17 protein-coding genes, 2 riboswitches and 1 other annotated feature (1 of these 20 running past the window's edge) are annotated in these 16,691 nt (G+C 40.9%); of the genes, 13 read left to right on the top strand and 4 right to left on the bottom strand.

What is annotated here, in order from left to right:
* Window positions 1-22 (top strand) — a binding site (T-box leader); it begins 197 nt to the left of the window's first position.
* 55 nt (window positions 23-77) lie between these two features.
* The 5 genes from proB to MHI46_RS06385 all read left to right on the top strand — a co-directional run bounded on the left by proB (window position 78) and on the right by MHI46_RS06385 (window position 4,418).
* Window positions 78-1,175: a glutamate 5-kinase gene (proB, locus tag MHI46_RS06365; RefSeq protein WP_342503174.1), complete on the top strand. Its 1,098-nt coding sequence runs from the start codon at window positions 78-80 to the stop codon at window positions 1,173-1,175.
* Between the two features lie 12 nt (window positions 1,176-1,187).
* A complete protein-coding gene (locus tag MHI46_RS06370; protein ID WP_058838956.1) occupies window positions 1,188-2,435 on the top strand; it encodes a glutamate-5-semialdehyde dehydrogenase in 1,248 nt (415 codons plus the stop codon).
* 124 nt (window positions 2,436-2,559) lie between these two features.
* The gene (locus MHI46_RS06375; protein WP_342503175.1) at window positions 2,560-3,696 is read left to right on the top strand and encodes a Rap family tetratricopeptide repeat protein; all 1,137 of its coding nucleotides are present in this window, start codon (window positions 2,560-2,562) and stop codon (window positions 3,694-3,696) included.
* Window positions 3,686-3,820 (top strand): hypothetical protein, encoded by a 135-nt coding sequence (locus MHI46_RS06380; protein ID WP_024424642.1) that lies wholly within the window; start codon window positions 3,686-3,688, stop codon window positions 3,818-3,820. The genes MHI46_RS06375 and MHI46_RS06380 overlap by 11 nt, the downstream gene beginning before the upstream one ends.
* Window positions 3,821-3,989: 169 nt before the next feature.
* Complete coding sequence (locus tag MHI46_RS06385) at window positions 3,990-4,418, top strand: organic hydroperoxide resistance protein (protein ID WP_342503176.1); 429 nt, start codon at window positions 3,990-3,992, stop codon at window positions 4,416-4,418.
* Window positions 4,419-4,453: 35 nt separating this feature from the next.
* Here the strand turns inward: MHI46_RS06385 and MHI46_RS06390 are convergent, their stop codons facing one another.
* On the bottom strand, window positions 4,454-4,900 hold the full coding sequence (locus tag MHI46_RS06390) for a MarR family transcriptional regulator (protein ID WP_039178012.1): 447 nt from the start codon (window positions 4,898-4,900) through the stop codon (window positions 4,454-4,456).
* A gap of 161 nt (window positions 4,901-5,061) precedes the next feature.
* On the opposite strand from MHI46_RS06390, the gene MHI46_RS06395 reads away from it, so the two are divergent.
* Complete coding sequence (locus tag MHI46_RS06395) at window positions 5,062-5,478, top strand: organic hydroperoxide resistance protein (RefSeq protein WP_039178014.1); 417 nt, start codon at window positions 5,062-5,064, stop codon at window positions 5,476-5,478.
* Window positions 5,479-5,716: 238 nt separating this feature from the next.
* On the opposite strand, the gene MHI46_RS06400 is transcribed toward MHI46_RS06395, so the two are convergent.
* The 3 genes from MHI46_RS06400 to MHI46_RS06410 all read right to left on the bottom strand — a co-directional run bounded on the left by MHI46_RS06400 (window position 5,717) and on the right by MHI46_RS06410 (window position 10,029).
* A complete protein-coding gene (locus tag MHI46_RS06400; protein WP_039178016.1) occupies window positions 5,717-6,187 on the bottom strand; it encodes a nucleoside deaminase in 471 nt (156 codons plus the stop codon).
* A 139-nt stretch (window positions 6,188-6,326) separates the two neighbouring features.
* Window positions 6,327-8,615, bottom strand: coding sequence for a 5-methyltetrahydropteroyltriglutamate--homocysteine S-methyltransferase (metE, locus tag MHI46_RS06405; protein ID WP_342503177.1), 2,289 nt, complete (start codon window positions 8,613-8,615; stop codon window positions 6,327-6,329).
* A 149-nt stretch (window positions 8,616-8,764) separates the two neighbouring features.
* Window positions 8,765-8,956: riboswitch (cobalamin riboswitch) on the bottom strand.
* A gap of 113 nt (window positions 8,957-9,069) precedes the next feature.
* The gene (locus MHI46_RS06410) at window positions 9,070-10,029 is read right to left on the bottom strand and encodes a S8 family peptidase (protein WP_039178019.1); all 960 of its coding nucleotides are present in this window, start codon (window positions 10,027-10,029) and stop codon (window positions 9,070-9,072) included.
* A 752-nt stretch (window positions 10,030-10,781) separates the two neighbouring features.
* On the opposite strand from MHI46_RS06410, the gene MHI46_RS06415 reads away from it, so the two are divergent.
* The 7 genes from MHI46_RS06415 (at window position 10,782) to mgtE (ending at window position 16,686) form a co-directional block, all read left to right on the top strand.
* Window positions 10,782-10,985 carry a helix-turn-helix transcriptional regulator gene (locus tag MHI46_RS06415; protein WP_039178022.1) on the top strand — a complete coding sequence of 68 codons (204 nt, stop codon included), beginning with the start codon at window positions 10,782-10,784 and terminating at the stop codon, window positions 10,983-10,985.
* 210 nt (window positions 10,986-11,195) lie between these two features.
* Window positions 11,196-11,882, top strand: coding sequence for a response regulator transcription factor (locus MHI46_RS06420; RefSeq protein WP_039178024.1), 687 nt, complete (start codon window positions 11,196-11,198; stop codon window positions 11,880-11,882).
* A 3-nt stretch (window positions 11,883-11,885) separates the two neighbouring features.
* The gene (locus MHI46_RS06425) at window positions 11,886-13,235 is read left to right on the top strand and encodes an ATP-binding protein (RefSeq protein WP_039178026.1); all 1,350 of its coding nucleotides are present in this window, start codon (window positions 11,886-11,888) and stop codon (window positions 13,233-13,235) included.
* 66 nt (window positions 13,236-13,301) lie between these two features.
* Window positions 13,302-13,991, top strand: a complete 690-nt coding sequence (locus MHI46_RS06430) for a PepSY domain-containing protein (RefSeq protein ID WP_073204932.1) — start codon at window positions 13,302-13,304, stop codon at window positions 13,989-13,991.
* A gap of 93 nt (window positions 13,992-14,084) precedes the next feature.
* On the top strand, window positions 14,085-14,603 hold the full coding sequence (locus MHI46_RS06435; protein ID WP_039178030.1) for a PepSY domain-containing protein: 519 nt from the start codon (window positions 14,085-14,087) through the stop codon (window positions 14,601-14,603).
* Window positions 14,604-14,679: 76 nt separating this feature from the next.
* A complete protein-coding gene (locus MHI46_RS06440) occupies window positions 14,680-14,820 on the top strand; it encodes a hypothetical protein (protein WP_180272400.1) in 141 nt (46 codons plus the stop codon).
* Between the two features lie 133 nt (window positions 14,821-14,953).
* A riboswitch (M-box (ykoK) riboswitch) is annotated at window positions 14,954-15,118 on the top strand.
* 209 nt (window positions 15,119-15,327) lie between these two features.
* Window positions 15,328-16,686 carry a magnesium transporter gene (gene mgtE, locus MHI46_RS06445; RefSeq protein WP_039178033.1) on the top strand — a complete coding sequence of 453 codons (1,359 nt, stop codon included), beginning with the start codon at window positions 15,328-15,330 and terminating at the stop codon, window positions 16,684-16,686.
* Window positions 16,687-16,691 lie beyond the last annotated feature (5 nt).

Below are 16,691 nucleotides of genomic sequence, written 5' to 3' on the forward strand. Positions count from 1 at the left end.
AAAATCCCTTTTCGTCCTTTACATAAGGAGAAAAAGGGATTTTTTTGTGCCTAAAGGTATAGCGGAGGGAATCAAGGATGAAAAAGCAAAGGATCGTCATAAAAATTGGCAGCAGTTCATTAACAGAGCAAAAAGGAGCCATTGATGAACAAAAGATGCAGGATCATGTAAGAGCGATAGCAAAGCTCAAAGAAGCAGGGCATGAAATCATTTTAATTTCATCAGGAGCCGTTGCGTCAGGATTTGGAAGCCTAGGCTATCCATCAAGACCTGTGACCTTAAAGGGGAAACAGGCAGCCGCTGCCGTTGGTCAGGGCTTGTTAATGCAAAAATATACAGAGCTTTTTTCACAGTTTCACATGACACCTGCTCAAATGCTTTTAACACGTAATGACTTTTCAGATCGAACAAGATATCGAAATGCTTACGCAACGATGATGGAGCTGCTGGAAAGAAAGATTTTGCCGATCATAAACGAAAATGATTCAGTTTCCATCGAGGAGCTTACCTTTGGGGATAATGACATGCTGTCAGCTCTTGTCAGTGGATTAATCCATGCAGACCAATTGATCATATTAACAGACATCAATGGCATTTATGATGCAAATCCAAATGAGCATCCTGAGGCGAAGCGGTTTGATGTCCTGACTCACATTTCAGAAGAATTGTTTTCATATGCAAAGAGCACTGGTTCAAAGGTTGGAACAGGCGGAATGAAATCGAAGCTGTCTGCTGCACAAACGGCACTTTCACTTGGTGTGAAAGTCTTCATTGGCACAGGCACTGGGGAAGACAAACTGCTTCGCATTCTTGCGGGTCAAGGTGACGGAACGTATATCGGTGAACAGGATTTATCAGCTGTGAACAACCGCCGTCAATGGATTCAATTCCACTCACCGGTCTCTGGAAAGATCATGATTGATGCAGGAGCGGAAGCGGCGATTTTGCATAATGGCAGAAGTCTTCTTCCGGCAGGAGTCATTGATGTCGCTGGTGACTTTTCTAAAGGAGAGGTTGTAGAAGTCGTCGGGCCAAACGGATTAGTTGGTAAGGGACAAACCTTGTACGCATCCGATGAGCTTCTTGGCATTAAAGGAATGCGAAGTGACGAGCTTTCAAAAGAGAAGCCTGAGGTCATACACCGAGATCACTGGGTACAGCATGTACAAAACTGAGGAGGGAATACGATGAATGAAGTTCTTGAAAAAGCAAAAAAAGCAAGTGTAGCTAAAGATCAGCTGCTTCTAAAAACGACGGAACAAAAAAATGCTGCCTTGCACGCCATTGCAAGTGCACTAAAAGCATCTTCAGCTTATTTAATAGAGGAGAACCAAAAGGATGTTCAAGCGGCTGAGGAAAAGCAGTTCACGCCATCTGTCATTGACCGGATCACACTCACGGAAGAGAGAATTGAAGCCATTGCAGACGCGACCCTTCAACTCATTCAGCTAAAAGACCCAATTGGTGAAACGTTAGAAACCATTCAAAAAGAAAACGGTCTATTCATCGAAAAGGTCCGTGTACCGCTTGGAACGGTTGGCATGATTTATGAAGCAAGACCAAATGTGACAGTCGATGCTGCGACCCTTTGCTTGAAAACTGGGAATGCTGTGATTCTGCGCGGAAGCTCATCTGCTATTCATAGTAATAAAGCGATTGTAAAGGTGATTCATGAAGCGCTTCATACGACGGATATTCCAGTAGACAGTGTGCAATTGATTGAAGATACGGGCCGTGAAACGGCGAAAACACTGTTCACCTTAAATGAATACCTCGATGTCCTCATTCCGCGCGGCGGGAAGAATTTAATTGATCTTGTAGTGAGAGAGTCAACTGTGCCGGTGCTTGAGACAGGTGCGGGAAATTGTCATATCTACATTGATGAAACAGCGAAAAACGAAATGGCTGAGCGGATTGTGCTGAATGCCAAAACCCAAAGACCATCTGTTTGTAATGCGATTGAGAGCATTGTCATTCATGAAACTTGGGCAAAAACATACGGTGCTTCGTTATTTGAAGCCCTTCAATCAAATGGGGTAGAAATACGCGGTGATGAAGCTGTTTGCGCGCTTGCTCCTAGTGCTGCATTAGCGACAACTGAGGACTATGCAACGGAGTTTTTAGCACCGATTGTCAGCATTAAAATAGTAAAAAACATAGAAGAAGCGATTCAGCATATTCAAACTTATAGCTCTAAGCACTCTGAAGCGATCATTACGGAAAATGATGAACATGCAGCCCTTTTCTTAACAGCTGTCGATGCTGCCGCTGTTTATCATAATGCTTCTACTCGTTTCACAGATGGATTTGAATTTGGTTATGGAGCGGAAATAGGTATTAGTACACAAAAACTTCATGCAAGAGGACCAATGGGTCTGCCAGCCTTAACGTCTGAAAAATTTGTCATTCGTGGTCAAGGACAAATAAGAGAATAACGAATTCAAAAGAGAGTCTTGTGACAACAGGCTCTCTTTTTCCTTTCATTTTTGTATTTCTCCGGTCAAGTATGATAAAATATGGTAATGTTTTATATTTTGAGAAGATTGGAGAAGGCAACGTATGGCGAAAATCATTCCCTCTTCGGATATTGGAGTGAAAATCAACAAGTGGTATGAATTAATCCGCAGATTTGATTCAGAACAAGCAGAACAGTTAAAACAGGAAATTCGCACCTCTCTTGATTCAATGGAAGAAGATCAGAATTTGCTTCTCTATTTTTCTTTAATGGAATTTCGGCATGAGGTCATGCTCGATTATTTAAAGCCATTAAAGGAAGGAAAGCTTCGCGCCAACTTTTCCGAGCTTTCGAAAGAAATAGATGAGCATCAAACGCATGTCACAGGCATGCTAGAATACTACTATCATTTTTTCAGAGGCATGTATGAATTCGGACGGAGGGAGTATATTGCTGCCATATCGTCTTATCAAAAGGCAGAGCACAAGCTTTCTTTTGTATCAGATGATATTGAACGTGCGGAATTTCATTTTAAAATGTCAGAAATATATTACCACATGAAACAAACGCATATCTCGATGCACCATGCTAAACTAGCGCTGGATGTTTATGTTCAGCATGAACTGTATGCGCTTCGCACCATTCAGTGTCAATTTATTGTGGCCGGTAACTACGATGATATGAGAAGGCATGAAAAAGCATTACCACATCTCGAAAGAGCACTTGCGAGATCAAGAGAGTTTCAGAATGTGCGTTTTATTGCCTCCTCTTTATTTAATATGGGCAACAGTTATTACCGAATGGGAGACTTAGGCCGCGCACTCGAATTAATGAAAGAATCCATCTCGTTATTTGATCAAAATCAATCCGATCATCTTCGTCGATCTATAGACCCTCTTTATACAGCCGCTCAGATATTATACAAACAAGGAAAACACGAAGAAGCATTACACTACAGAGAAGAATGTATGAAGCGAGCAGAAGCTCTTCAAGATGACATTCATATTCAGAAAACCATATTTCTAGAAGCATTGTATTTAAGACAAGATGCGGAGCATATGAAACAAATTTTCCATTTTTTAGAGTCTGCCTATGCATATCCTGATATAGAGGAGCTGGCATTAGATACCGCAAAGTATTATAATGAAATGGGGGATTATGAAAAATCTTCCATATTCTATGGGGAAGCGGAACATGCGCGAATCTATATTCAGAGAGGGGATTGTTTATATGAATTTTAAAAAATGGGCAGTCGTCTGTACAAGCATCACCATCATGGCATTGTGGCTGGCAGCAGCAAATGCCGATCCAGATAACAGAAACCATACGCTAGAACAACCGAATCCACAGCATGACACGATCTAAAAGCCCTTGTTAAAGGGCTTTTTTTATGTCTAACAATTTTGGGACATGCTCATAAAAAGGGTTCAGGGAGGAAAACTTAAAAAAGAGTATTTATTGATTGACTCCGCAATTTAAATTGTGTACAATTAAATTGTAGAAAATATTATTGGAGAGAAAGAGGGTTATATTCATGTCAGACGTTTTATTTACAGCAACGGTATCAGCTGTCGGAGGAAGAGAAGGAAAGGTTGTTTCAACAGATGGTGTACTTGAGCATGATGTAGCAATGCCTGGAACACCAAGAGCAAAAAAACTTGAAAAAGCAACAAACCCAGAGCAATTATTCGCAGCAGGCTACTCTGCATGTTTTGATTCTGCCCTTCAAATGGTAGCAAGACAAGAGCGTATCCGTTTTGAAAGTGAAGTAACAGCACATGTCAGCTTATTAAAAGACAGTTCAGATGGCGGCTTCAAACTAGGCGTTCAATTAGAAGTAAAGGGAACTGGCATTGAGCAGTCAGTATTAGAAGAACTTGTTCATAAAGCACACGGTGTATGTCCATATTCAAAAGCAAATCAAGGAAATATCGAAGTAGAACTAGTAGCTGTCGCACAATAATTAGACATCAATAAAAGGCTGAGGGGATCGTTCCCTCAGCCTTTTGGTTGTGTTAAATTTTGCAAAAGCTCATGTAAAGAGGCGCGCAGTATTTTTAGCTCTTCTTCTGATCTGCCTGTCCCAGTCAGCATGTGAGACGGAATTGCAGTAGCCTTTTCCTTTAGCTGTTCTCCATATTCCGTTAAACGAATTTGCACAGACCGCTCATCCTCTTTCGAGCGTTCTCGGATAATGAGTCCGTTTTGCTCCATTCGTTTCAGCATGGGTGTGAGTGTACCGGAGTCTAAATAGAGAAGCTCTCCCATCGTTTTCACATTTAATGTTCCATGCTCCCACAATAAAAGCAGTGCCAAATATTGCGGATACGTAATGTTTAATTCTTCTAATAACGGTTTATACTGCTTCGTCATCTCTCGTGAACTTGCATATAACAAGAAACAAAGCTGATTTTCCAGCTTCATATGTTCAAATTCATTTGTCATGTCAGTCACCAACTATTTTTTGTCATACTTATCATTGTATAAGATTTTCTTCCTTTTTAAAATAAATACAGACGAAAAATGAAAAATTGTTCAATGTGCGATAAATGTTTGAGAAATGAATAGAACGTGAAAAGGATCAATAGATAAAGGAGGAGATGAAGATGAAACCATTATTCACAGCAAAAGTAAAGGCGCAGCATGGAAGAGCTGGACATGTTCGTTCAGAAGATGGTGTGCTCGATCATAACATTGTCATGCCTAACGCAAAGAAAGATGGAGAGACTGGTACAAACCCAGAGCAATTATTTGCAGCAGGCTATGCAGCTTGTTTCGGAGGAGCACTTGAACAGGTAGCCAAGAAGCAAGGGATAGAAATTGAATCGGAAGTAGAAGGACATGTCAGTCTTTTAAAAGATGAAAGCGACGGCGGCTTTAAGCTTGGCGTAAAGCTGATTGTGTCTGCGAAAGGTCATGATCATGACAAAGTGAAAGAGCTTGTCCATGCTGCACATGAATTCTGTCCATATTCAAAAGCAACAAGAGGGAACATTGAAGTAGAGCTTGAAGTGGCGAAGTAATAGTAGAAGACACCTGCTTACGAGCAGGTGTCTCAGCGTGTAGACAAACCCTCGCATTCTTTGTCAGGTCTGCGCTCCGGTGCTCATGAATGTCGAATTCGCTCCGCTCCGGTGCTCGCCCTTCCTAGACTTCAAAGGTTTTCTATCACGCTGAATAGAAGACAAAGGGCTAAAATAAAAACCATTTTAGCCCTTTGTCAACAATTCGCAACACCTGCTTACGAGCAGGTGTCTTTTTTTAATATTCTTTCTTTTTATCGTATGCTTCCCATGCTTCAAATGGCGCAAGGGTTTTTTGAGGTGTCAGCTTGTAAAATGGTATATTTCTTGATTCGTATTCTTTGTTGATTTCTTCATAAATAAACGAGTCATCAAAACCAGCATCCGCTGCATCCTGATGTCCAGCAGCAAAATACACCGCTTTTGGTCTAGCCCAGTAAATAGCGCCAAGGCACATCGGACAAGGCTCGCAGCTTGTGTATAGAGTGCAATCTTCTAATTGGTATGTATGTAGAGTTTGGCATGCATTTCGAATGGCTGTGACTTCTGCATGTGCGGTAGGGTCATTACTCGTTGTCACATTGTTGCTTCCCTCTGCAATAATCTGACCATCCTTGACAATGACTGCTCCAAAAGGGCCGCCAGTTCCACTATTGACTCCTTCTACTGCAAGATCAATTGCGCGTTGTAAAAAATCTTCGTGATTCATTGTCTTCCTCCCTTTGTTCGACTGACTTCTCTAGTATAAACGAATCATGCTAGAAAAGAAATCTTCATAGTAGAAGATCGAACAGGCCAATTTGCACATAAAAAACCCCTGCCACGTTCAGCAGGGGAGAGGTATTCAATTATGCGTGCTGCGCAAGCTTTTTACGAGCGACTTGAGCAGCTGTGACCATGTTTTTCAAAGCAGCAATGGTTTCAGGCTCTTGTCTAGTTTTTAGACCGCAATCCGGATTCACCCAGAAGCGATCTGTTGGACAAACGTTCAGCGCATCATCAATGATTTCGCTCATTTCTTCAACAGATGGAACGCGCGGGCTATGGATGTCATAAACGCCTAGTCCAAGTCCTTTCAAATACGGGTGCTTTTCTAAGTAATCGAGGAATCCGCCATGACTGCGTGAATGTTCAATTGTAATCACGTCAGCATCCAAGTCTTCGATCGTATCGACAATATCCTCGAAGTTACTGTAGCACATATGTGTATGAATTTGTGTGTCATTTTGAACGGATGATGTGGATAAACGGAATGACTCTGCTGCCCAGTTTAAATATTCTGCCCAATCACTTTCTTTGAGCGGAAGTCCTTCTCTTAGCGCAGGCTCATCCACTTGGATCACTTGAATACCAGCTGCCTCTAAAGCTTCTACCTCTTTACGCAAAGCGAAAGCGATTTGGAAAGCAATGTCTTTTCGAGAGATATCCGTTCTTGGGAAAGACCAGTTTAAGATGGTAACAGGTCCTGTCAGCATTCCTTTAACTTTTTTCTCTGTTAAACTTTGTGCGTAAACTGTCTCTTTCACTGTCATTGGCTCTGTAAACTCTACATCTCCATAAATGATTGGCGGCTTCACGCAGCGTGATCCATAGGATTGTACCCAAGCAAATTTTGTAAAGGCAAATCCGGCTAGCTTTTCACCGAAGTATTCAACCATGTCTGTCCGTTCAAATTCTCCATGTACGAGCACATCCAGGCCAATTTCTTCTTGAATATCAATCCATCGTTTTGTTTCTTTCTTAATAAATTCATCATACTCTGCATCTGTCCACTCATTTTTGCGCCACTTTTGACGAGCACTGCGTACTTCGGCAGACTGCGGGAAGCTGCCAATTGTTGTGGTTGGAAGAAGCGGGAGCTCAAGAGATTCGTTTTGGATACGCAGGCGTTCTTCAAAGGCAACTGGACGTTTAAAATCTTTCGATGAAAGATTGTTGCGTTCCGCTGTGAGATCCGCATTTGTTCCTTTTGCGAACTCTTTTAAGGTAAGAAGTGCTTGTGCTGCTTCGTTAATGTCGGCATCAATGGCAGCTGCTCCTTTTGTTAAACCTTCTTTTAATAATGTCAATTCAGCCAGCTTTTCAGTGGCATAAGATAGTCCGTTTAATAGTTTTTCTTCAAGCTGTTCACTTGGGTGCTTGGCAACTGGTACATGCAGTAAGCTGCTTGATGGCTGCAGCCACACTTCTTTCGGCTGAGCCTCAGCAATGACTTCAGAAATAAAGGATAATCTTTCCCCAAGATCTGATCTCCAAATATTTCTTCCATCAATGATGCCAGCTGCTAAAATTTTATCTTTCGGGAAGCCGTGCTTTTTCACTTGATCCAGGTTGCGCCCTTGATCATGGACAAAATCAAGACCGATTGCTTCAACAGGATATGTGACAAGCTCTTCATACGCATCTACTGAATCAAAGTAGGTTTGAAGAAGAATGTTCAAGCCAGGTACGGCTTCTTTGATCGTTTGATAAATTTCTTTTACGGATTTTACGTCTTCACTTGAAGCTGTGACAAGTGCAGGTTCATCAATTTGAACCCATTTGACACCGGCTTCTTCAAGTTCTTTTAAAAGCTGCGTATAAAGCGGCACTAGACGCTGCTGGATTTCTTTCACTTCATTTGCTTCATAACCTTTAGAAAGTGAGACAAATGTATAAAGACCGAGTACAACCGGTTTTGTTTCAACACCAAATGCCTTTTTCACCTTTTCGTAAGCTTCAAGCGGTTTGTTGTGTGTGAGTTTAAATTCTGTGCTTTTTTCGTATTCTGGAACGATGTAGTGATAGTTTGTATTAAACCATTTTGTCATTTCACTTGAGACAGCATCTTTTGTTCCTCTTGCCATCGCGAAGTATGTATCTAGCGGGTCTTTTAAGCTGCGGAAGCGCTCTGGAATCCAATTGAACATAACAGCAGTATCCAGCACGTGATCATAGAAGGTAAAGTCTCCAGAAGGTACAACATCAATTTGTTGATCGATTTGTGTTTTAATGGCAGTTAAAAATTGTTCATCCAGTGTGCTTAAGAGGGTTTCGCGGTCTGTTTGACCTTTCCAGTAAGACTCAAGTGCTTTTTTCCATTCTCTGTTTAAACCAATTCGCGGAAAGCCTAGATTACTTGTTTTAACAATTGTCAATTCCAATTCCTCCTCTAAATATAAAAAGACATTTACGCTCATGATCAAGATTGATGAGGTAAATGTCTGGTTTAAAAGACAAAATGTGTGTGCGAAATAAGGCGTGAGTAACACTGACGCTTTTCCGACATCTCCTATCAACCGTAGGGGGTTTGATGTGATAGAGCGGCTGGTATCCTGGCTGGTGAATCTACAAGCTTTTCATCCTTCCCATCTTAATGACAGTGGATTACTGAGAAAAGCTCTCCTCACTCACAGTGGCGGGACCGCGCCGGATTTACACCGGTCTTCCCAATTAAAATTCGACGTGTAATCGAATTACCGACTCTCAAACTATGAATTTATTGTGTTCGATTATATAACGTTCACTTCATTTCGTCAAAGTAAATTTTGAATAATTTTAATTAAAAAAATCCTGAGAAAATTCTTACTTTTCTCAGGACCTCTATTTAAGCTATAGAGATAAAAGATCTGCTTCCAATGTTTTTTCTAAAAGGACATCAGGCGCAGTTAAATATAAAAATCCATTCCCTACAAGGGCTTTCGACTGTTTTAATGGAAGGGTTCTTCTGACAAGCTGAGCATAGATCTCAGGCTCTGTCAGCTTGCGCTGGAACGCTTCTTCTTCGGCATTTTTAATAATGGCTAGTGCACCGCTTACGTGAGGGGCAGCCATTGAAGTCCCTGTGAGTCTGCCATATTTATGGTTAGGGAGAGTGGATAAAATGTCTTCTCCTGGAGCGACGAGGTCGATTTCTTTATTGGCATTAGAAAATTCAGAGGATTCTCTAGCAAGGGAAACAGAACCGACGGCAATGACTTCATTGTATGCTGCTGGGTAGGAGAACTCTTCCGTACGCTCGTCCCCGTCCCCTTCATTTCCTGCTGCGCACACAACAAGCACACCGCTTTTCACCGCATTTTGAATGGCTTCCTGCAGGGCTGGCTCATTGCTTGGACCACCGAGAGACATGGAGATAATATCAACCTTCTGCTCTGCAGCATAGTTGATGCCATCAATGATCCATTCGTATTTTCCGCTGCCATTTTCACCGCCAAGAACTTTCACGATGAGCAGCTTGGCTTCAGGGGCAACCCCTAAAATTCCGCCATTTTGATCTGTTGCGGCAATCGTTCCTGCTACATGGGTACCATGCCCATTGTAGTCTTTGACATTTTCAGCATCTCCATCGTCATCATCGGTAAAGTTCTTTCCTCCGATAATCTGATCTTTTAAGTCGGGATGCTCTGTGTCACAGCCTGTATCAAGGACAGCAATGGTTATGCCTTTTCCTTTGAAGCCACTTGACCAAAGTTCGGGTGCTTTAATCTCCTGAATACTTTCCGGCGTCTCTTTCGCTTCCATCACATTGGCTTTTACTTCATACGGAATTAAGCGAATTTCACCTTTCATAAGAAAGCCCTCCTTATTTTGTTTTCAAAGTAGATTCAGGCTGCATAATGTTATTGTATAAAAGAAACTTTTGATCGGAAAGGGTCAATTGTAATAATTTTTCAAATAATCATTCTATTATCAAAAGTGCAGTTCTCCTCACTTATTGACGAAAGAGCTCACCTTTTGAAGAAAACTCTTGATATCATATGAAAAAGAAGGAAATGCTGCATAGTGAGGTTGCACCTGTACAGATGAAAATGGGTGAATAGAACTAAAATAGGCAGATTGAAAAAGAATCAATAGATGAAAGAAGAGAAGAAAATAGATAAACCATGAGAGCAGAATATTGCTTTTCAATGATAATTTTATAAAGAATAAGAAATGTAAAAAGTATTTGACATTTAAGGGACTAATGCTATGATTATAAATGTAAAGAATATTTGACATTTTATTTGAAAGGGGACTAAAGATTGGATTACGTAAAGGTTGTCTATTCAGTTATAATATTATTGATCGGATTGTTCATTTTGATCACTTCGATGATTCAAAAGGGTGATGAACGAAAGAGATTTATTTACTCGAAAGCTCAATCTTATGCGTTTATTGTGGTTTTCGGTATGCTTTTATTAGAAGTCGCACAGAATATCTTTCTAACGATTCAAGGGAACTCAAATCAGGGCATTGGGATTTCACCTATCGCGTTCCTGTCTGTGGTTTCAATAATATATGTATTCACATTCCTCATTTACAGAAAAAAATATGGTGATTAAATGCAGAATCATATTAGAGAGCTAAGAAAATCTAATAAATTGTCTCAAGAAGAATTAGCTAAACTTTGTAAGGTGTCGAGACAAACCATAAATGCGATCGAAAATGATAAATATGACCCCACTTTGCAATTAGCTTTTGACATAGCTTTTGTTTTAGGAACTTCAGTAGATCAGCTCTTTGTCAGCAGACCTATAAAAAAGTAAACAGGCCTCAAGATGAGGTCTTTTTTTGAGTGGTTAGCCGTTTTATTTTCCTTTCAATTGATGTGCGGTTACTGTGTTAAAAAACAACTTCATTCAATATATTTCTTCTTTTATGAAAAAATAGATGTGAAGATTGTGACTGTTCCAAATGAGAAAGGCAACATATAATAATGGAAAGACAAGCTTGCCTTTCAGATAGGAGAGATAGAGATGAACAAAGGGAAGATACTCGTAGTCGAAGATGAAAAGAAAATCGCAAGGGTGCTGTCACTTGAACTTGAATATGAAGGATATGAGGTGACAGTCAAAGAGACAGGAATGGCCGGCCTTCAGGCTCTTGAAGAAGACAGCTTCGATTTGGTGCTGCTTGACGTCATGCTTCCAGAGTTAAGTGGTCTTGAAGTGCTGAGAAGGGTTCGAAAGACAAATACAGCGACACCTATTATTTTGATTACAGCAAGGGGGAGTGTCCCTGACAAGGTAAGCGGGCTCGATCTTGGGGCGAATGATTATATAACAAAACCTTTTGACATAGAAGAATTATTAGCACGAATTCGCGCGCAGCTAAGACTGAATATACATGCACAAGAAGAAAAGGAGACAGAGCTGAGCATAGCAGATTTAACGGTCAACGAGAAAACAAGAGAAATACAAAGGGCTGGGCAAATGCTTGAACTCACGCCGAGAGAATATGATCTGCTTGTCCACTTACTGAACCATCAGCAGCAAGTGCTCACAAGAGATCAGCTTTTAACAGCGGTTTGGGGTTTTGATTATTTTGGTGATACAAACGTGGTTGATGTCTATATCCGTTATTTAAGGAAAAAAATCGATTACCCATTCGAAAAACAGCTGATTCACACAGTGAGAGGTGTGGGTTATGTGATGAAAGGATAAAGAATGAGATTAAAAAATAAGATTCAGCTTTATACGTCGTTGTCTTTGTTTTTAATGGTGCTCTTGTTTCATACAGCCATTTATTTTATTTTTTCGATGACCTTGACGCAAAAAGATATGTCCCGTTTGTCTGAGGTGGCTGAAAATATTGCCATTGCTTTAAAAAAATCAGAGGAAGAGGGTCTTCCGTCCTCGGAGCTACTGAAGGCGTACCTGCCTCAAAATGGCATGATCCGTGTCGTGACAGAATCGGGAGAGTCAAAACTGACTGTCACAAAGGAATCAACGTTTAGCTCACTGCCTTTTACATACGAATCTGGCCAGACGGCTGAAATCAAAGAATACAATAAGCATATGGTTGCGTTCGCTGCTATTCCGGTCATTTGGACAAATGGTGAGATTATGTCGCTTCAAGTATATGAAGAAATCGAAAATACGGAAGAGAACTTAGCGTTATTAAAAATGATTTTAATCACAACCGGCGTTTTGTTTATTGTGCTTTCCTATTTTGCTGGCCACGTGTTAACAAAGCAAATTGTCCGGCCGATTAGCAGAATAACGAGTACCATGAAGGCAAGTATGAAAGAGAAGGCGTTTAAACGAATTGAATTAACAGGCGATTCAAAGGATGAACTATATCAAATGGGACAAACCTTTAATGAAATGTCCGAGATTCTCGAGAAGCATTATGAAAAAGAACAGCAATTTTTGCATGATGCCTCTCATGAATTAAAGACTCCGATTACCGTCATTATGAGCTACAGCAATTTACTAAAACGCTGGGGGCAAACACGTCCAGAGGTTGTAGAAGAATCTTCCCAAGCGATTCATGATGAAGCGAAAAAAATGAAAAGACTGACAGATCAATTACTGACATTGGCGAAAAACGGTCAGCCGTTATACTTGGATATGAAGCCGGTTGATCTTGGTCATTTGTGCAAGCAGCTATGTCATACACTTGAAGTGGCCACCAATCGAACGATCCAATTCCATGTGCAGACAGATCAGCCACTGATCGCAGAAGGAGACGAAGAGAAAATCAAACAGCTTTTGACCATCTTAATTGATAATGCGGTCAAATATAGTAGAGAGCCAGTTGATGTGACCTGCGGATGGGCAGGAGACAAGCCGTTTATTTCAGTGATTGATCAAGGAATCGGTATAAAAGAAGAGGATCTGCCGAAAATCTTTGACCGCTTTTTCCGTGTGGATGAAGCGAGAAACAGCGAGACGGGCGGAACCGGACTTGGTCTTTCAATTGCGAAGCAAATTGCAGAAGAACATGGGGCCGAGCTGAAGGTAGACAGCCGTATCGGCGAAGGGACAGCCATGACCATTCTTTTTCAGAAATAAATGGGTCTTTTCTCATCAATTTCTCATTTCCTCCTTATAAAATAGGAAATAGGAAGGAGGCGCTGCATGTCTAGAAAAACGAAAATGGTGCTTGCGCTCGCAGGATGTCTTGCGATTCTTGCGGCCTTTGCAATGCTCATGATCCAAACCATTGATCATAAAATATTAAGTGAAGCAGAAATGAAAAAAATGATCTCAAAAGACTACAATGGAAACATTACACATATTGATTTAATCAATCATAAACAGGACTATACATTGACGCTGGAAAATGCAAATGGCATCTATCAAATCATTGCATCTTCTGCAAGCGGTCAGATGAAAGAAATTAGACAGTTAAAAAGCTATCAGAAGCCAAATGAAAAAAATGCTGAGCTCCAGGCAGAAGAGGCGGCTGTTAAAAAGGTGAGCGGAACCGTCATTCAAAAGAAAGAGACATCAGATCGTTTTATTTTTACCATCCAATCAAAAAAAGAATTATATCAAGTTGAGGTCGACAAACAGTCTTTCAAGGTGCTTGAAGCAGAAAAGAAAAAACCAACCTCTAAAGAAAAGAAGCTCACAAAAATCACCGTCGAGGAAGCGATCCAAATTGCCGTCAAAGAAGTTGGCGGAACAGTGGATGATGCCGATCTTGAAACATTCAGCGGTATGCTCGTATTTGAGGTGGAGCTGGATTTGCCTGACGGCAGAGAGGCAGAGGTACTTGTGAACGCCTATACAGGAGACATTGAGGGCATTACGTACGAAAACTAATCCTTTTCTCATGATATTCTCATGTTTCTTTCCTTCCTTTATCATCTTGTTTTCTTAAGATATAGAAGAAATCAAAAAGAGGAGGAAATGAACATGATGAAAAAAGTACTAGTAGCTACAGCATTAACGGGAACTCTTGTCGCAGGTGGTTTCACACTTCAAGCGCAAAATACAAATCAAACAGCAAACGCCGAGCAAGTCGTGCAAAAGAAATCGTCTTTTGTTTCAAAGAAACAAGCTGAAAAAGCAGCCTTAAAAGTGGTGAAAGGCTATGTAGACGATGTGGATCTTGAGCGTAAAAAAGGAAAATGGGTGTATGAGGTCGAGATTAAAAAAGGCGGCTTTGAATATAAAGTATATGTCGATGCAAAAACTGGAAAAGCGCTGAATGATCCAGTCAAAGAAAAGAAACAGAATGTGAAGATCACGAAAAAACAAGCTGAAAAAATTGCTCTTGCAAAAGTAAAAGGCACAGTCACCGATTCTGATCTAGATAAAGAAAATGGTGTGTACATCTATGAAGTTGAAATCACAACACCTAGCGGCGAAGAAGTTGATTTTGAGATTTCCGCTAAAACGGGCAAAATCCTGAAGCAAGAATGGGATGATTAAGCCATCACCAAACCTTACACTTTCATGTGTAAGGTTTTTTCATTGGGACAAACTACGGGAAAGGAGGCGAGAGAATATGAAGAAAAAAGAAGAAGAGCAGACAATGGATTATGCGGAATACGTTCCGCATCCTGATGGAGAAGGATATGCTTTGTTTTTGCATGATTCCTTTCATCTCCTCTCCCAAGAGGATATGAATCAGCCGGAAGAGGAATAAAAAGACAGGAAAGGGCGATGGCAAGAGCTGTCCATCGCTCTTTTTTTAAAAAGTAAGCGAATACATAAGAATACTTGGCATCTTGCTTATTGACATCATTCCGCTTTTTCTGTAATCTCAGTGTGTTAACAATATGAGACTTCGTTAGGTGAGGCTCCTGTATGGAGATACGCTGCTGCCCAAAAATGTCCAAAGACGCCAATGGGTCAACAGAAATCATCGACATAAGGTGATTTTTAATGCAGCTGGATTTTATCCTATGCCATACAGTGCTAAAGCTCTACGATTGAAGGAGCAAGTGTTTATTTTGTCATGCTTACAAAGCGCCTTCATTCGGTTGAAGGTGCTTTTTTATGAGAAAAGGAGGTGTGGGGATGGATCATCCCGATTCGAGACACATAGAGAGTATGTCAAAAGATCAGATTGACGCATCAGACAGAGGAGATCCTGACCCCCCGCACATTCTAAGGGATTCGGGTATCTCCTGACTTTGGGGAGGTAACAGCGATGATACAGAACATTACGTACGATGAACTCATTTTAAGAATCATTATTTTATTAAGAGATGGCAAACGCAAAGAATTCAAAAACATTATGGAAGAACTTCAGCCATATGATATGGCCTATTTATTTAAAGAACTTCCAGAAAAACACCGCGGCCGCTTTCTCAGCTTTTTAACAGTCGATGATGTGACGGAAATGATGGGTGAGCTTGAGCGCGAGTACCAAGAAATTGTGCTTGAAAAAGTAGGGAAAGACAAAGCCACCTTCGTCACAAACAAAATGGATAACGATGACCTAGCCAACTTGTTTGATGAAATGGATGATGAGCTGAAAGATCAGCTTTTATCAAACATGGAGGCAGAGGAATCAAAGGCCGTCCAGCTTCTCATGAATTATCCTGCTGAGACAGCAGGCCGGATCATGACCAACCGGTACGTATGGATTCCTCAGCACTATACGGTTCAGGACGCAGTTGTGAAGCTGAAAAGCTTTGCTGAAATTGCAGAATCGATCAACTATTTATATGTTATTAACGATCAAAAGCAGCTTGTAGGGGTTCTGTCGTACCGCGATCTCATTTTAGGTGAACCAGATGAAAAAGTGCAGGATCTTATGTTTACAAGAGTCATTGCCGTTGGGGCCTTTCAGGATCAGGAAGAAATCGCCAAGCTGATTGAACGGTATGATTTTCTTGCCATTCCTGTTGTGGAAGAGAACAATGTCCTCGTCGGAATCGTCACAGTCGATGATATCATTGATGTCGTCATTCAAGAGGCAGGAGAAGACTATGAGAAGTTCGCTGCCTCTGGTAAAGATATTACATTCGACACGCCCGCTTTTGTTGCAGCATACCGCCGTCTCCCATGGCTCATATTGCTTTTATTCATAGGGCTGATTTCAGGCAGTATTTTAAATTATTTTGAAGATACCCTTCAGCAAGTCGTTGCTTTAGCCTTCTTCATGCCAATGATTGCTGGGATGACAGGGAATACAGGGACACAGTCACTTGCGGTCGTCATTAGAGGACTTTCAAAAGAAGAATTAACGAAAAAAACCATTATGCGCTTGATTTTTAGAGAGCTGCGAACAAGTATTTACATTGGGATTGTCTGTTCCATTATTATTACTGTCGTCGCAATGGTGTGGCAGGGCAATATGATTTTAGGATTTGTTGTCGGTTCCTCACTACTTGCCACACTGATTATTGGAACGATGGCAGGTACGATCGTGCCTATTATTTTACACAGACTAAACGTCGACCCTGCTATTGCATCCGGGCCGCTGATTACAACATTGAATGATATATTATCACTGCTCATCTATTTTGGAATTGCGACAGCATTCCTTCATACACTTATGTAGCAAGA

Origin of the sequence: Bacillus sp. FSL K6-1000 (genome assembly GCF_038630785.1) — a bacterium.
In the GTDB taxonomy this organism is placed as follows: Bacteria; Bacillota; Bacilli; order Bacillales; family Bacillaceae; genus Bacillus; species Bacillus safensis.

Bases quoted from the DNA above. Each gene is read 5' to 3' on its own strand.
- MHI46_RS06440 (WP_180272400.1), top strand. From the start codon at position 14,680: ATGAAGAAAAAAGAAGAAGAGCAGACAATGGATTATGCGGAATACGTT.
- MHI46_RS06430 (WP_073204932.1), top strand. From the start codon at position 13,302: ATGTCTAGAAAAACGAAAATGGTGCTTGCGCTCGCAGGATGTCTTGCG.
- MHI46_RS06375 (WP_342503175.1), top strand. From the start codon at position 2,560: ATGGCGAAAATCATTCCCTCTTCGGATATTGGAGTGAAAATCAACAAG.
- MHI46_RS06380 (WP_024424642.1), top strand. From the start codon at position 3,686: ATGAATTTTAAAAAATGGGCAGTCGTCTGTACAAGCATCACCATCATG.
- MHI46_RS06390 (WP_039178012.1), bottom strand. From the start codon at position 4,900: ATGACAAATGAATTTGAACATATGAAGCTGGAAAATCAGCTTTGTTTC.
- MHI46_RS06435 (WP_039178030.1), top strand. From the start codon at position 14,085: ATGATGAAAAAAGTACTAGTAGCTACAGCATTAACGGGAACTCTTGTC.
- MHI46_RS06420 (WP_039178024.1), top strand. From the start codon at position 11,196: ATGAACAAAGGGAAGATACTCGTAGTCGAAGATGAAAAGAAAATCGCA.
- proB (WP_342503174.1), top strand. From the start codon at position 78: ATGAAAAAGCAAAGGATCGTCATAAAAATTGGCAGCAGTTCATTAACA.
- mgtE (WP_039178033.1), top strand. From the start codon at position 15,328: ATGATACAGAACATTACGTACGATGAACTCATTTTAAGAATCATTATT.
- MHI46_RS06415 (WP_039178022.1), top strand. From the start codon at position 10,782: ATGCAGAATCATATTAGAGAGCTAAGAAAATCTAATAAATTGTCTCAA.
- MHI46_RS06400 (WP_039178016.1), bottom strand. From the start codon at position 6,187: ATGAATCACGAAGATTTTTTACAACGCGCAATTGATCTTGCAGTAGAA.
- MHI46_RS06410 (WP_039178019.1), bottom strand. From the start codon at position 10,029: ATGAAAGGTGAAATTCGCTTAATTCCGTATGAAGTAAAAGCCAATGTG.
- MHI46_RS06395 (WP_039178014.1), top strand. From the start codon at position 5,062: ATGAAACCATTATTCACAGCAAAAGTAAAGGCGCAGCATGGAAGAGCT.
- MHI46_RS06425 (WP_039178026.1), top strand. From the start codon at position 11,886: ATGAGATTAAAAAATAAGATTCAGCTTTATACGTCGTTGTCTTTGTTT.
- MHI46_RS06385 (WP_342503176.1), top strand. From the start codon at position 3,990: ATGTCAGACGTTTTATTTACAGCAACGGTATCAGCTGTCGGAGGAAGA.
- MHI46_RS06370 (WP_058838956.1), top strand. From the start codon at position 1,188: ATGAATGAAGTTCTTGAAAAAGCAAAAAAAGCAAGTGTAGCTAAAGAT.